Below are 15195 nucleotides of genomic sequence, written 5' to 3'. Positions count from 1 at the left end.
GGCCGGCCATGCCGGCCCTTTCCGTTCACGCAGTAGACAAAAGTTCGACATTGCGCACTTCTGCATCTTTCCGTTAATCCAATTCGTATTAGAAACATCGGACCGCTATCATTCGGACAACACTCGCTTGTGGCCCATGCATGGACCTGTTTGCCAGTCTCAAGGAAGAAACGGCAGTCGAACATCAGGCCCTCGAAGATCAGCTCGATCTGATGCGACCTGGGCTGACGCGAGAGCATTACATCGGGACGCTGCAGCATTTTCTCGGCTACGTAGAGCCCTACGAACGTGCGTTGCAGCAATTTGCCCCGCCCGACCTCGCAGACCTCGTCAAGCCTCGCCTGCGCTGCTCGCAGCTGGTGGCCGATCTGCTGCAGCTCGGGGTCAGTCCCGGGGTGATCGATGAGCTGTCGCGTCATTCCGCGTTCACCGACATGGGCGACAAGGCGCGCTGGTTCGGTCGCTTCTACGTGATGGAAGGCTCGACGCTCGGCGGTCGCGTGCTGGGCCCGCATGTCGCGCGCCAGCTCAATCTCGCGCCGGGGGCCGGCAACGCCTACTTCCTGGGCCACGGCGCCCACACCGGACCGATGTGGAAAGCCTTCCGCGAGCGCATGGCCGACAGTCTGGCTTGGGCTGAATACCCAGCCACCATCGCTGCGGCACGCGATTGCTTCGTCGATCTCGGCCGTTGGTTCGCCCAGCCTCTGCGGGGCGTTGCATGAGTGTGCGGCCGCAAACCGCAGTCGATGCCCTGCCGCAGGATCTGCTCGATGCCTGCGACCGCGAGCCCATCCATGTTCCGGGCGCCATTCAGCCGCACGGCTATTGGTTCTGCCTCAATGAGTTCGCGCTCACCATCGCCCAGCTCAGCGAGAACGTCCGCGAGCTGGCTGGAAAGGCAGCGGACGAATTGCTCGGCCGGCCGATCGCCGATCTGCTTTCGCAATCGAGCCTCGAGCGCCTGCATCGTGCGGTGACCGCGGGCGGCCTGCTCGATAGACCGCTGTACCTCGGCCATATGAGCGTCCGAGAACAGCTCATGGACGCGATCGTGCATCGTCACGATGGCCTGCTGATCCTCGAAATCGAGCCGGCTGCGAGCGACGACGAAAGCAGTTTCGGCACGATGTATCCACTGGTGCGCTCGTTCGTCGCGAGCCTGCAGCAGACCGAATCGGTGATCGAGCTCTGCGAGCTGGCGGCCCGCGAAACGCGCCGTATAACCGGCTTCGGCCGGGTACTCGTCTACCGTTTCAATGACGAAGGCCACGGCCATGTGCTCGGCGAAAGCCTCGAGCCGGGCTACGAGTCCTACCTGGACCTGTATTTCCCGGCCTCGGACATTCCCAAGCAGGCGCGCGAGCTGTACCGCAGCAATCACATCCGCCTGATCGCCGATGCCCATTACGTGCCCTCACCGCTGGTTCCGGCGCTCAACCCGATCACCAAAAAGCCCACCGATTTGCGCTACTCGGGCCTGCGCAGCGTTTCGCCCGTGCATGTGCAGTACCTCAAGAACATGCGCACGCTCGCATCGATGTCGATCTCGATCATCGTGCGCGGTGAACTCTGGGGTCTGATCTCCTGCCATCACGAAAGCGCGCGCAAGCCGCCGTTCGATATCCGCACCGCCTGCGAGCACCTGGGGCAGATCCTGTCGCTGCAGATCGAAGCCAAGGAGGAGCGCAGCGAAGCCACGCACAGCCTGGAGCTGCGCCGCAAGATGGTGTCGCTGCTGTCCTCGATGACCGATAGCGACAACTTCGTCAGCGGTCTGGCCGCGAATGCGGAGGCTTTTCTGGGCTTCGCCGAAGCCAGCGGTGCCGCGATCATCTCGGGCGGCCGCTGCCTGCGGCTCGGCGACGCGCCGAACGAACCGGCGATCTTCGCGCTGGTGGACTGGATCGGGGATCGCGCCTTGGAGGGCATCTTCAGCACGCATCAGCTCGCCAGCGAATACGACGGTGCCGCCGCGCTCGGACATCACATCGCCGGCGTGCTCGCCATCTCGATCTCGCAGCTGCACCAGCACTTCCTGATCTGGTTCCGTCCCGAAGTCGTGCAGACCGTGCGCTGGGCCGGCAACCCGGCCAAGGCCGTGGACCCGGAATCGTCATCCGAAACCGTGCAGCGCCTGCGCCCGCGCAGCAGCTTCGAAAGCTGGGTCGAAACCGTCCGCGGCCGCTCGCTGCCCTGGCGGCGCAGCGAGCTCGAAGGCGCGCTCGAATTCCGCGGCGCGATTCTCGCGGTGGTGCTGCGCCGCGCCGAAGAGCTGGCCTCGCTCGCAGAAGAGCTTTCGCGTTCCAACCGCGAGCTCGAAGCGTTTTCGTATTCGGTCTCGCACGACCTGCGCGCTCCGCTGCGGCACATCGTCGGCTATGCCGATCTGCTGCGCGAATTCGAAGGCAACGTGCTCAGCGAGCGCGGCACGCGGTTTCTGCACAACATCGAGGAGTCGGCGCATTTCGCCGGCACGCTGGTCGACAACCTGCTGAGCTTTTCGCAAATGGGGCGCTCGGCCCTGCGCCGCTCGGATTTTCCGCTCCGATCGTTGATCGATCGCACGATCGCCGATCTGGACGATGAAACCGCGGGGCGCGATATTCAATGGCACATCGGCGAACTGCCGAGCGTGAACGCAGACCCCACCTTCCTGCAGCTGGCACTGCGCAATCTGCTGTCGAACGCCGTCAAGTACACGCGCAAGCGCCCGGCCGCCGAGATCCGGATCGAAGCCGAGGATCAGCCCGACTATCACGTGATTCATGTACGTGACAACGGCGTCGGCTTCAACATGAACTACGCGAACAAGCTGTTCGGGGTGTTCCAGCGCCTGCATCGGATGGAAGACTTCGAAGGCACCGGCATCGGCCTCGCCAACGTACGCCGCATCATCGAGCGCCACGATGGCCACGTCTGGGCCGCCGGCGAACCCGACCGGGGAGCCACGTTTTCATTTTCGTTACCCAAAACAAACAAGAACACGGTCGCCGGCCCCAATCCGCCGGCAACCAGAACGGTTTCAGGAAATTAGTGGATGACCTCCATGCTCAAACCCATTCTGCTCGTCGAAGACAATCCCAAGGACCTCGAGCTCACCCTGATCGCGCTGGCCAAGAGCCAGCTGGCGAACGAAGTCATCGTCGCGCGCGACGGAGCCGAAGCGCTGGATTACCTGCACAGTCGCGGTGAGTTCACCCACCGCATCGCCGGCAACCCGGCGGTGATCCTGCTCGATCTCAAGCTGCCCAAGGTCGATGGCATCGAAGTACTGCAGACGGTGCGCTCGACGCAGTCGCTCAAGAGCATTCCAGTGGTGATGCTGACCTCTTCTCGCGAAGAGCCCGACCTGCTGCGCAGCTACGAGCTCGGCGTCAATGCCTACGTGGTCAAGCCGGTCGCCTTTCGCGACTTCGTCGAGGCGATCGCCGATCTCGGCATCTTCTGGGCCGTACTCAACGAGCCGCCGCCGGGCTCGGCCCGCGTGTTGCGCAAAGGCGTGAGCTAGGCCAGGGCCCCGGACGCGATGAACCCCCCGTCGTCAGCGATATGGCCCAGACGCTTGTCCGTCCTGATGGTGGAGGACAATCGCCTGGACGCCGAGCTCAACGAGGCCAGGCTCATGATGCTCGACTGTGAGCTCGAACTGACGCTCGTCGACACCGAAGCCGCCTTTCGCACCCAGCTCGCGAGCAAACACTTCGATGTGATCCTGTCGGACTTCATGCTGCCGACGTTCTCGGGTGCCGAAGCGCTTTCGATCGCCCGCGCCGAAGCCCCCGAGACGCCCTTCATTTTCGTATCCGGCGTGCTCGGCGAGGAGCACGCAGTCGAAATGCTCAAGCAGGGAGCGACCGATTACGTCATCAAGCAACGCCTGCAGCGCTTGCCGATGACGGTGCGCCGCGCGGTCACCGAATCCGACGAGCGCCGCAATCGCATCCGGGCCGAAAGTGCTTTGCGTGAATACGAAACCGGCTTTCGGCTGCTGGTCAACGCGCTCAAGGACTACGCGGTCATCAGTCTCGACCGGCACGGCCGCATCCTGAGCTGGAATGGCGCGGCCGAGCGCTTGCTGGGCTTCCGTGCCGACGATGTCGTCGGCAAGTCGGCCGGCCGGCTGTTCGCGAACGACGAAAGCGGCGATCGCGAGGTCATGGCCTCGATCAGCATCGCCGAGCATCAGGACAGCCATGTGCGCGAAACCTGGATGCACGGCCGTGACAACGAGGAGTTCTTCGCCAGCATCGTCACCACCGCCATTCGCAACGACGCCGGTGAGCTGATCGGCTTTTCGAAGATCATCCGCGACACCACCGAAGCCCGGCGCGCTGCCGATGCCCTGCGCACCGCCAAGGAAGAGGCCGAAGCCGCCAACGCGGCCAAGGACCGCTTTCTGGCGATGCTCTCGCACGAACTGCGCACTCCGCTCACGCCGATCCTCGCGGCGACCAGCTTCATCGAGCAGCGCGGCGACCTGCCGCCCAAGCTCGCCGAGCTGCTGCCGCTGATCCGCCGCAACATCGAGCTTGAATCGCGGCTGATCGACGATCTGCTCGATCTCACCAGCATCTCGCACGACAAGATGAGCCTGCAGTTGCGCCCGCTCGATTTCCACGAGACGCTGGAGCCGATCCTGGCCGGCGCCCAGGTCGACGCGGCGGACAAGCGCCATCAGTTCGAAATCAGGCTTGGTGCCGATCCGGCCAAGGTCGACGGCGATTCGATGAGGCTGCAGCAGATCGTCTCCAACCTGCTGCGCAACGCGATCAAGTTCACACCGGCCGGCGGGCGCATCAGCGTGGAGACTTTCAATCCGGATTCACGGACGCTCGCCCTGCGGGTCGCCGACAGCCGCATCGGCATCACCGAGGCCGCCTTGCCGCGCATCTTTTCGGCGTTCGAGCAGGCCGACGGCACCATCAATCGCCAGTTCGGCGGTCTCGGGCTGGGCCTGGCGATCGCCCATGCGCTCGCGCTCAAGCACAAGGGAGACCTGGTGGCCGAAAGCGATGGAGACGGCCGGGGCGCGAGCTTCACGCTCACGCTGCCTCTGACCGAGCGGCTCGACGAGCGCGCGGACACGCCGGTCGAGTCGCAGCCGGCCGCCAACCGCTCGCTCAACATCCTGCTCGTCGAAGACAACGAGGACACCACGCTGGCGATGACCACGCTGCTGACGCTATCGGGTCATACGGTTGAATCGGCCGCGAACGTGGAAGAGGCCAAGCAAAAATCGGCCAGCGCCCGCTTCGATCTGCTGATCAGCGACATCGGCCTGCCCGACGGCGACGGCACCGACGTGGTCAAGGTGTTCGTCACGCATCAGAACGCCCCGTCGATCGCGATGACCGGCTATGGCATGGACGACGACGTCAAGCGCTGCCGCCAGGCCGGATTCACCGCGCACGTGACCAAACCGGTCGGCTTCGACCGGCTCAGTTCCTTGATTCAGTCATTGACGCTGTGAGAAGCCGGGAGACGGGAACGAGAGACGGGAGACGTAGAGGCAAAAGCAAGAAACGCAGTGCGAAACAAAACCGCTGTTGCGTCTCCCGTCTCTCGCTCCCCGTCTCCCGGCTCCTCAAGCCCCTGGCTTGGCGATCGCGACGATGCGGCCGCGATCCGACACGACGGTGCCGCCAGCCTTCTCGACCGTGACCGCGAACAGCGCGGCCTGGCGCACCGGCACCGGCACGCGAATCCACAGCTCGGCCTCGCCGTTGCGCACGATGTTGAACACGCCGCCGTCGACCGGATAGCGCTCGTCGCGCGTGCCGTCGAAGATCCAGAGCTGATACTGCTCGCGCTGCGGATCGTTGACCGGCAATCCCGCCAGCTTCAGGTAGCCGCCGCCGCGCTGCGCATCCCAGATCACCTCGCCCCGCACACCCTGGCCGGCTTGATCCGGGCCCGGCTGCAACGGGATGTGCGTGCCGATGAGGTCGGCCAGCTTCGGCGGCGCTTCGGCCACCGGCAGGCTCACGAGCCTCACGCCGAGCGCAACCGCGGCCAGGGTCGCGAATGCAGCCGTGCCCCAGGCCAGCTTGAGGCTGCTCCACCAGCCCTCGGGCTTCGGCTTCGAGGCGGCCGGGAGCGCCTTGGCGGGATCGAGATGCTGATCGGCCAGCGCAACGAGCTTGTCCTGCAAGTGCGCCGGCATCGGCTCGATATCGGTACTGCCGAGCGCATACAGCGCCGCGGCGGCTTCGAGCTCGCGCTGCTCCTCGTCGAGGCTGTCGAAGTCGAGCGTCTTGCGCTTGTCCTGCGTGAGCCAGCTCAGCAGTTCGTCGTCCAGCTCGACGCGATCGGGACCGTGATTGGGTTTCTGAGTCATGTCAGATCCCCTCGCCCGTACGGCCGGCGGCTCCGCCGGCCTGCAACCATTCGCGCAGCCGGATCAGGCCACGGCGCATATGCGACTTGACGGTGCCTAGCGGCATGCCCGTGCGTTCCACGATCTCCGACTGCGTCATGCCGTAGACGAAGCCCAGATCGAGCACCTTGCGCTCCTCGGGCTTGAGCTGCGTCAGACCGGCGCGCACCGCATTGAAATCGGCGCCGAGCTCGGCGGCCTGCGCCGGATCATCATCGGCCACGATCTCGACATCCTCGATATCGGTGGTCTCGGGAGCCCTGGCGCGAAAACGATCGATCAGGCGACGCCGGGCGATCATCGCCACGAACAGCGATTCACTGCCCTTGGCCGGATCGTACTTGCCTGCTGCGCGCCACACTTCGATGAAGATCTCCTGGACCGCATCCTCGGCTTCGGCCCTGTCCCCATGCGTCGAGCGCAGGGCCAGCGACCAGACCAACGCACCGTGGCGACGGATGCATTCCTGGGTCGCCGAACGGTCTCCTTTGGCGACACGCTCGAGCAGCTTGTCGGGCAGCTCGGATGTCATTGGGCTTTTCGGCGGCCGGCCAGAACTGGATGCATCCGGATAGGCTAATGGGAAAGCGCGAGCTTGCACACCCTTCAAGGTGCAAATTCGCACGGCGCCGACCCGGGTGCCCATTCCGTGGGCAGACAGTTGGCCACGCCTATGGTGCGACGACTCCCAGACAGGAGCTGGTCATGACGAACAACAGCGCTTCCTACCAACGCATTCTGCTCATGGTTCCGGCAGGCAGTGGCCCTTGCCCGGCGCTCGCACAGGGTATCGCGCTGGCCAGGCGAACGCAGGCCCGCATCATCCTTCAGGCTTGCACAGAGGCCGGCGACGCAGATGCCGATTCCGCGAGCTGGCTCGCCTCGACGCTGACCCTGTTGCGGGGCGAAGGCATCGAAGCCAGCGGCCATCTGCTCGCCGGCCCGTTGAAGCCCGACGCCCTGCTCGCGGACATCGGCAGGTTCGCTCCCGATCTCGTCATCAAGCAGCCCGGCAAAAACAGTGCTCTGCGGCGGCTGTTCTCGACACCGGAGGATCAGGCGCTCGCACGCCAGTGCCCGGTCCCGCTGATGGTGGTCGGCAGCCGGGGCGATCACGTCCCCCATCGGGTGCTCGCCGCGGTCGACATCGTCGAGGCCGCAGGAGCCGATGACCTGAACGCCGGGGTGATCGCGCAGGCCGAGCGGTTGGCCGCCGCGACCGGAGCCGAAGTGCATGTCGCGCATGCGGTCGAGCCGGTGATCAACATGCCCGAAGACGCGGGCCTACAGGGCGTGGCGGCCACGCCGGTGCTGACCGAGGAGCTGCAGGCCCTGCATCGCGAGCGCTTCCGCATCCTGGCCGACCGCTACCGTGTGCCGGAGCCGCGACGCCACCTGGTGTTCGGCAGCGTCGACATCGCGCTCGAAGAGCTCAGTGAGCGGATCGGGGCCGAAGTGATCGTGGCCGGCCATCATCCCCGCGGCGCGCTCGAGCGCTTTCTGGTCGGCAGCACGAGCGAGCATCTGCTGAGCCACGGCAAGCAATCGGTTCTCATCGTCCGCCAGCCGCACTAACCGCGGCGCTTCTCGTTTCGGCGCGAGCGAAGGCCTGCCCCCGGCGCGGGCCTTCTTCGTCTCCGACGCCGACAGTCCCACCCGGAATTTTCGTACGCAGAAATGCTGACGCCGGCGTCGGACTGTGCGATAACGTCGCCCGCAAGCCAGAGGTAAGTCTTTCCGCAAGCGAGCAAAAAGCTCTTCGAAGATGGCATCAGGGACCATCCGGGCGGCGAGTTCGACCCTTGGTCATTTCGCGACGTTCGAAGAACCCGAGCCTCATCACAATCGGGTCGTCAGGACCTGAACCGGGCGACGGGTGTCGCCCACGCCCCCGGAGAGAATGGATGCTTGTGCTGAAACGCTACGGTGTAGTTGCTGCGCTGCTGTGCCTGTTGCTGTCGGCCTGTTCGTCGACACCCAGCCCCGACGACAAGATCGGCGGCGTCAAGATCTTCAGTTCGGCCGAGCAGGGATACGATCAGGCGTCGATCAAGGACCCGGCCTGGAAGCCGCCCGTCAGCACCCGCCTGCCCAACGGCAGCCGCGTGGGCCTGATGGTGGCGCTCGACAACGAGATCGCACTCACGCACGCGGGCACGCTGGGGCGTGGCGACTTTCGCCGCACGCTGATCCCGAGCTTCGATCTTCCGGGCTACGTCACCGAATCCCTGCGCAAGCGCATCCTGGGCGGCGTGCCCTACCAGCCAGTGCTGATCCGCCCGAGCGCCCGGCTCTTGCGCTACAAGTCCGAATGGCAAAAGAGCTGGAACGGCAAGTCCGGCAACTTCGGCGAATGGCAGAACGAGTTCGACGCCATCATCAAGCAGAACCGCCTGCAGATGCTGATCGTGGTTTCACCTTACGAGCTCGACGATGGGGTGACCGGCACTTCGCAGACCCTGCTCGGCAACGGCCTCTACAACCGCAGCGGGATGGGCAAGACGCAGAACGCCGCGTTTTCCACCATTCGCTTCCATCGCATCGTCGGCTTGCCTGGCAAGCTGCAGGCACCGGTGGAAGCGCCCGGCGAACGGCTTTACGTGGAAATTCCCGGCATGCCCAACGACATTCCCGAGCCGTTCTCCAAGCCGCTGCAATTCACGCTCGAGAAGAACGTGAAAGCGCTGATCGACCAGAAGGTCGACTCGTTCATCGGGCTGCTCAAGCAGTAGGAACAGATCGGCCGTTCGTGGGGCGGGTCAGGCCGAAGGCCGTGACCCGCCGCTTGCGTTGATGCCTGAGCCATGAGCCGAAGGCGGCTTACGCGCTTTCGCGCTACCCCGCCCGACTCGTCTTAGAGGTCTGCCGCCGCAAACGTGTCACAGCGCTGCGGCTCTCCAGACTCGAAGCCCCTGCGGAACCAGCGCACGCGCTGCTCGGACGTCCCGTGCGTGAACGCATCCGGCACGACCGTGCCGCGGGCTTCGCGCTGCAGGCGGTCGTCGCCGATCGCGCTTGCGGTGGCCAGCGCCCGTTCGACATCACCTTCTTCGAGCCAGTGCAGGCGCTGCTCGGCCACGTGGGCCCACACGCCCGCGTAGCAATCGGCCTGCAATTCCTGGCGCACGAGCAGGCCGCCGTCGCCCTCCACGCTCTGCCCGGCCGCACGCGCCTGCTGCACCTTCTGCGTGGTACCCGTGAGCGTCTGCACGTGATGGCCGACCTCGTGCGCGATCACGTAGGCGTTGGCAAAGTCACCGCCGCCACCAAGCCGCTGGCGCATTTCGTCGAAGAAGCTGGTGTCGAGATAGACCTGACGATCGCCCGGGCAGTAGAACGGCCCGCTCGCCGAGCTCGCGCCGCCGCAAGCCGTCTGCACCGAGCCCGAGAACAGCACCAGGGTCGGCGCTTGATATTGCGAACCGCTCTGGGTGAACAAGGCGCTCCAGACATCTTCGGTCGACCCGAGGATGGCGCGCACGAAATCGGTGGTTTCGTTGTCGGGTAGCGGCTGCTGCTGCGTCGGCGCCCCGCCCTGTTCGAGCTGGGCGACGAGCCCGAGCATCTCCATCGGGCTCTTGCCGAACAACAGCCCGAGCACCACGACCACCGCGACGCCACCCAACCCGAGCCTCAAACCGCCACCGCCGCCGCCACCACCGGTGACGTTGCCGCTGCGCCTGCCCTCACGCCATTTCATGCCCGGACTCCGGTGGATAGGGGATCATCAGTTGTCGCCAGTGTCGCCGGTATTCGCTGTACTGCCGTTTGCTGCATCCGCCACCGCGACCGACAACTTGGATTTGGCCGGCCGCCCTTCAGGAGAGGCAAGGAAATCGGCAGCGAAAGTCTCGAAGCGATCGTCCTCGATCGCCTTGCGGATGCGCTGCATCAGGCTCAGGTAATAGTGCAGGTTGTGAATGGTGTTGAGCCGCGGCCCGAGCATTTCGTCGCAGCGGTCGAGATGATGCAGATACGCACGCGAGTAGTTGCGGCAGGTATAGCAATCGCAATTCGGATCGAGCGCAGCCGGGTCTGTGCGATGCGCCGCGTTGCGAATCTTGATCACGCCCTGGCTCGTGAACAGATGACCGTTGCGCGCATTACGCGTGGGCATCACGCAATCGAACATGTCGATGCCCCGCCCGACCGCCTGCACGATGTCGCGCGGCGTGCCGACACCCATCAGGTAATGCGGGCAATCGGCCGGCAGCTGCGGCCCCACCGCGTCGAGCACCTGCAAGCGCTCCACCTCGGGCTCGCCGACCGACAGCCCGCCGACCGCGTAGCCGTCGAAGCCGATGCCGGCCAAGTGCTGCAGCGATTCGAGCCGCAGATGCGCATGCATGCCGCCCTGCACGATGCCGAAAAGCGCATTCTTGTTGTCGCCGTGAGCCGTCTTGCAGCGCGCGGCCCAGCGCGCCGACAGCTCCATCGAGCTGCGCGCCTGCTTCTCCGTGGCCGGGTACGGCGTGCACTCGTCGAACTGCATGATGATGTCCGAGCCCAGCGCATGCTGGACCTCGATCGAGCGCTCGGGCGTCAGAAAGATGCGATCGCCATTGAGCGGCGACGCGAACTTCACCCCCTCCTCGCTGATCTTGCGCAGCTCGGCCAGGCTCCAGACCTGAAAGCCACCCGAGTCGGTGAGGATGGGCCCGGTCCAGTTCATGAAGCCATGCAGGCTGCCGAAGGTGTCGCGGATCAGCTGCTCACCCGGCCGCAGCATCAGGTGAAAGGTATTGCCGAGGATGATCTGGCTACCGACCGCGCGCAGCTCCTCGGGCGAAACGCTCTTGACCGTCCCGTAGGTGCCCACCGGCATGAAGATGGGCGTCTCCACCACCCCGCGCTCGAACGTCAACCGGCCACGGCGAGCGGCCCCCGAGGTACTGAGAAGCTGGAATTCCACTGATCGACGATCCGCTTGCGGCAAGAGGGGCGCGTTGTATCGGGAACCGGAACGGGGTGCAAGTTGGGGACGCCCTCATCGGCCTGTCCCTTATTCAAAATTGCCTCACACGGCTGCACAGCCTGCCTCCACGAACCCTGGAGCCCGTCCCTTTTGGCCAGCCTCACGATGGATTGGTGATTTTTGCAGACCCCACCTCACTCCAAACCGTCGAGCGGGCTGTTCACCGCACGCCCACCGCGATTGAGCACGTGCGTGTAGACATGGTGGTGCTGACATCGCTGTGGCCTAGCAGCTCCTGCACCGTGCGAATGTCATAGCCCGACTCGAGCAGATGCGTGGCAAAACAATGCCGCAGTACGTGAGGCGAAACCGGGCGGGTGATCTGCGCGGACAATGCCGCAATGCGAAGATGACGCTGCACCAGCTTCTCGTCCAAATGGTGCCACCTCACCGAAGCACTGCGCGGGTCGACCGACAAGGCTTGAGCAGCGAACACGTACTGCCAACCCCACTCCTTTGCTGCGTTCGGATACTTGATTACCAGAGCATCCGGCATCCATACGTTTGCTCAGCCAGCCTGCACATCCTGGTCGAACAGGTGGCGCCGAGCTCGGAATTGTTCGCGCAGAGAAGCCTTCAGGCTCTGCGGGAGCATCGTCACCCTGTCTTTTCCGCCTTTACCTTGGCGCACGACGATCTCGCTGCAAGTGAAATCCACATCCTTCACTCGCAGCCGAACGGCCTCCATCAGCCGCATGCCGGTTCCGTATAGCAAACGAGCCACCAGCCCGGTGGCCCCGCGTGTAGCTCGCAGCAAAGCCTCGACCTCGCCACGCGACAGCACCGTCGGCAACCGCTGCGGCTTCTTGGCACGCACCACCTCGGTCAACCAGGGCAACTCCTGACCCAGCACATCGCGATACAGAAACAAAATGGCCGCCAATGCCTGGTTCTGGGTACTGGCCGAGACGTGGCGAGTCACCGCCAGGTCGGTCAGGAATGCCTCGACCTCCGCAATGCCCATCTCCACCGGATGCCGCTTGCCGTGAAACAAGATGAAGCGTTTAATCCAGTCGACATAGCTGGTTTCAGTACTGAGGCTGTAATGCTTGGCGCGAATTCGGAAACGCACCAGATCGAGCAGCTTCGGGTTCTGTGGGCCTGCCGGTTTATTGGACATGAGAATTCCCATCGAGCGATGGGGATTCATAACATTCAAGGGGTTGCAAAGACTGTGACGAGCTTATCGAAAAGCATTGCCAGTTTATTGGACAATCCCGTGTCTTCTAATTCGCGTTGGGCATGAAAGGCACAATCATCTTTTGTGGGCCATCCCACTTCAGGGACTTCCAGATAGCCCATCGCATGGAGAGTGGGCAACACTGGTTTGAGGTTGGCTACGGCTCGTCATTTTCTGAGCTTTACTACGACTTCACTCCCGCCAAGTTCTTTAAGTCAGAAGACAGGTCAGAGCTTGAAAAGCAGTTTGGTCGGGCTGGAGCTGCGGCGTTGGTACCTGCACTTAAAGCCATTGCGCAAGGCCACGGTTCGTACACAACGGAGCAGTTGCGGCAGCTACTTTCGGGCGCTCATGCCCAACCAACGCTTCAAGCCGACGGTCCCGCCTCCGGCGGGCCCGCGGCTTAAGCTCGGCGTTATAGCGGCAAAGACGCAAAGGCATAGCGTGCTCAAGTTCATCAACATGGCGCATCTTCCAAGCTTGCAGCGAAGCCGGTTTCAGCTCGGCTCTGCAAGCGCCCTGAGTTTGCCGTTGTGCTCGTCGCTTGCAGCTGGGTTTCTGGCACCGGCGTTCAAGCGGACGGCCCCGAAACCGCTTTGGGTTCTGCAACGGCAGCTCGCGGGCCGCCGCTTAACTCCGCGTTGGGCACAAAGAGGTCTGCGATGACTATAGCTCTCTACTTTGTAGTGCTCTTCGCGTTCTGTGCGGTCTTTACGCTCGAAGTGATTGCTCCTGCCACAGGGGCGAGTTGCGATAGGCGCTGGATGCGCAGTGCCGGCGTCCTCAATATCGTTCAAGTCGGATTCACGCTAGCCGCCGGCGTTGTCTTCCATCGGTGGTTTTCCACTAATTCTCTGGTCACATTGCCAGCCACGTGGCCAGAAGTTGCGGTTGGGACTCTGTGCTTCTTTACCAGCAGCTTCGTCGCATACTGGTGGCACAGGGCAATGCACAGATTCGACTTCCTCTGGCGTGTGTTTCACCAGCTTCATCACAGCCCCACCCGCATCGAAGCGCTGACCTCTTTCTATATGCACCCACTTGACGGAGTCGCTGCGACATTCATCAGCAGTCTGTGCGCGTACCTGATCTACGGCGCTACGCTAATGCGGCCGCTTGGGCGCTCCTCTTCGCCGCCCTCTATAACCTGTTCATTCATGCCGACAAGAGAACGCCGTACTGGCTGGGTTACATCGTGGCGCGCCCGGAAATGCACCGTGTTCATCACAAAACCGACTTCCATGCGAATAACTACGGGCTCCCATTGTGGGATCTGATGTTCGGTACTTGGGAAAACCCGAAAGAGCGGGTAGTGCATTGCGGATTCATCGGCGACAGAAGCTCCCGGATATTCGATATGTTGAAGCTCAGGGATGTACATATCACTGAAGTCGCAATGCCCAAGGCACGCGCCCAACCATCAGTTGCACCCGACGACCCCGCCTCCGCGGCTTCGCCGCTCCGGCGGGGCCGCGGGTGAACTGCGGCGTTGGGCGTCTCGGACGTCAGGCTTATAAAGCGGTTTGCAAATTTGAGCGCGGCCTTTGCCCTTGTTGCTTGCGGACGCAGCGGCGGCGATCACTTGCCGTCTCAAGTGATTTCGCAGTCGGTCTCTCCGCCTGGCTGGTGCACCGCCGAGATTGTTGAAACGCGCTGGGGCCCGATGGGAAGTCACACCCAAGTCTTGTTGTCTTTCGATGGGGGCAAGTGTGGCGCAGGCGCAGTTAGCGCAGGTGGTGTAGATCTTGGTTTGGAAATCAGGTGGCTTGATGACACAACCCTTGAGGTCCGGCATCCAAAGAACATAATCATGCAACGCAATGCATCGGGAGAAATTTTGCAGTGCTGGAACAGACGCGTCACCGTTCGGCTCAGCCCACAGGGCTGAGGGTATGTCCCGCCCAACAAGGCACTCCACGCGACGGCTTCGCCGCGCGTGAGTTTTGGCGTTATAGCGGCAAAGGCGCAAAGGCATAGCGTGCTCAAGTTCATCAACATGGCGCATCTTCCAACCTTGCAGCGAACCGAGTTTCAGCTCGGCTCTGCAAGCGCCCTGAGTTTGCCGTTGTGCTCGTCGCCTGCAGCTGGGTTTCTGGCGCCCACCAACCCGGCCCGCGCTAACCAGAGCATCAAGCCGACGTCCACGCCTCCGCTGCGCTCCGGCGTGGCCGCGGCTTATGCTCGGCGTTGGGCCCATATGTCGTGACATGCGCGGATCGATCGCACTAGGTTGCGCTGCAGGCCTCATCGGCGTGGCGGTGATGTACCCGTACATCCACAACAAGTTTGCACACCCACTCGCACGTTTGTCTCGTCAGGTGGCAGAAGGAGACAGCTGCGAGAAGGTGCGCGCGGAATTCCATCGCTACGCCGCCGCCCATAGTTCTCCGGACTTGGAGTATTCGGAGCCTACGTTCACGAGTGATCTATTGAACACCATGTCGGTACCTCCTAGTAGGGGTCTGTCGCTGTACGATCTCAGCCTCCTTGATGATCTTCAGCTCAGCGTACGGTGCGACTCCAATGACCGCGTCGCTGAGATTCTCTTCGTAGGAGACTGAAATGTTCGTAGCAAGGGGCTCGGCCCAACAAGCTGTTGAAGCCGACCGTCCTCGCCTCCGCTTCGCTGCGGCGAGTCCGGCGGCTTAACGCCGGCGTTGG

At 63.4% G+C, this 15195-nt stretch carries 11 protein-coding genes and 2 pseudogenes; 8 read left to right on the top strand and 5 right to left on the bottom strand.

Going from position 1 to position 15195, the window contains the following annotated elements:
- Positions 1 to 140: 140 nt before the first annotated feature.
- From WQQ_RS18845 to WQQ_RS18830, 4 genes are all read left to right on the top strand, one after another.
- Positions 141 to 725: a biliverdin-producing heme oxygenase gene (locus tag WQQ_RS18845; RefSeq protein WP_007186852.1), complete on the top strand. Its 585-nt coding sequence runs from the start codon at positions 141 to 143 to the stop codon at positions 723 to 725.
- Entirely contained in the window at positions 722 to 3037 is a 2316-nt protein-coding gene (locus WQQ_RS18840; RefSeq protein ID WP_007186851.1) for an ATP-binding protein, read from the top strand. Before WQQ_RS18845 ends, WQQ_RS18840 begins: the two co-directional genes overlap by 4 nt.
- 12 nt (positions 3038 to 3049) lie before the next feature.
- Positions 3050 to 3511, top strand: a complete 462-nt coding sequence (locus tag WQQ_RS18835) for a response regulator (protein WP_040455095.1) — start codon at positions 3050 to 3052, stop codon at positions 3509 to 3511.
- A gap of 66 nt (positions 3512 to 3577) precedes the next feature.
- Entirely contained in the window at positions 3578 to 5473 is a 1896-nt protein-coding gene (locus WQQ_RS18830) for a response regulator (protein ID WP_007186849.1), read from the top strand.
- 114 nt (positions 5474 to 5587) lie between these two features.
- Here WQQ_RS18830 and WQQ_RS23305 read toward each other — a convergent pair whose 3' ends face one another.
- Positions 5588 to 6340, bottom strand: coding sequence for an anti-sigma factor (locus WQQ_RS23305; RefSeq protein ID WP_007186848.1), 753 nt, complete (start codon positions 6338 to 6340; stop codon positions 5588 to 5590).
- Between the two features lies 1 nt (position 6341).
- Positions 6342 to 6911 carry an RNA polymerase sigma factor gene (locus tag WQQ_RS18820; RefSeq protein ID WP_007186847.1) on the bottom strand — a complete coding sequence of 190 codons (570 nt, stop codon included), beginning with the start codon at positions 6909 to 6911 and terminating at the stop codon, positions 6342 to 6344.
- Between the two features lie 173 nt (positions 6912 to 7084).
- Between WQQ_RS18820 and WQQ_RS18815 the strand changes: the two genes are divergently transcribed.
- The gene (locus tag WQQ_RS18815; RefSeq protein ID WP_007186846.1) at positions 7085 to 7954 is read left to right on the top strand and encodes a universal stress protein; all 870 of its coding nucleotides are present in this window, start codon (positions 7085 to 7087) and stop codon (positions 7952 to 7954) included.
- Positions 7955 to 8283: 329 nt separating this feature from the next.
- Positions 8284 to 9111 carry a hypothetical protein gene (locus WQQ_RS18810; protein ID WP_007186845.1) on the top strand — a complete coding sequence of 276 codons (828 nt, stop codon included), beginning with the start codon at positions 8284 to 8286 and terminating at the stop codon, positions 9109 to 9111.
- A gap of 122 nt (positions 9112 to 9233) precedes the next feature.
- Here the strand turns inward: WQQ_RS18810 and ypfJ are convergent, their stop codons facing one another.
- From ypfJ to WQQ_RS24775, 3 genes and pseudogenes are all read right to left on the bottom strand, one after another.
- Positions 9234 to 10079, bottom strand: coding sequence for a KPN_02809 family neutral zinc metallopeptidase (gene ypfJ / locus WQQ_RS18805; protein WP_007186844.1), 846 nt, complete (start codon positions 10077 to 10079; stop codon positions 9234 to 9236).
- Positions 10080 to 10106: 27 nt separating this feature from the next.
- Positions 10107 to 11291, bottom strand: a complete 1185-nt coding sequence (gene tgt, locus WQQ_RS18800) for a tRNA guanosine(34) transglycosylase Tgt (RefSeq protein WP_050997761.1) — start codon at positions 11289 to 11291, stop codon at positions 10107 to 10109.
- Positions 11292 to 11488: 197 nt separating this feature from the next.
- A pseudogene (locus WQQ_RS24775) lies at positions 11489 to 12474 on the bottom strand (integron integrase).
- A gap of 722 nt (positions 12475 to 13196) precedes the next feature.
- Between WQQ_RS24775 and WQQ_RS25315 the strand changes: the two are divergent.
- Positions 13197 to 13574 (top strand): annotated as a pseudogene (locus WQQ_RS25315) (sterol desaturase family protein); the annotation flags it as partial.
- A 35-nt stretch (positions 13575 to 13609) separates the two neighbouring features.
- Positions 13610 to 14014 carry a sterol desaturase family protein gene (locus tag WQQ_RS24995; RefSeq protein ID WP_237715088.1) on the top strand — a complete coding sequence of 135 codons (405 nt, stop codon included), beginning with the start codon at positions 13610 to 13612 and terminating at the stop codon, positions 14012 to 14014.
- Positions 14015 to 15195 lie beyond the last annotated feature (1181 nt).

Source organism: Hydrocarboniphaga effusa AP103 (genome assembly GCF_000271305.1).
Classification (GTDB): Bacteria; Pseudomonadota; Gammaproteobacteria; order Nevskiales; family Nevskiaceae; genus Hydrocarboniphaga; species Hydrocarboniphaga effusa.
The sequence above is the reverse complement of the archived record's forward strand: the minus strand, read 5'-3'. Positions and strand labels throughout refer to the sequence as shown.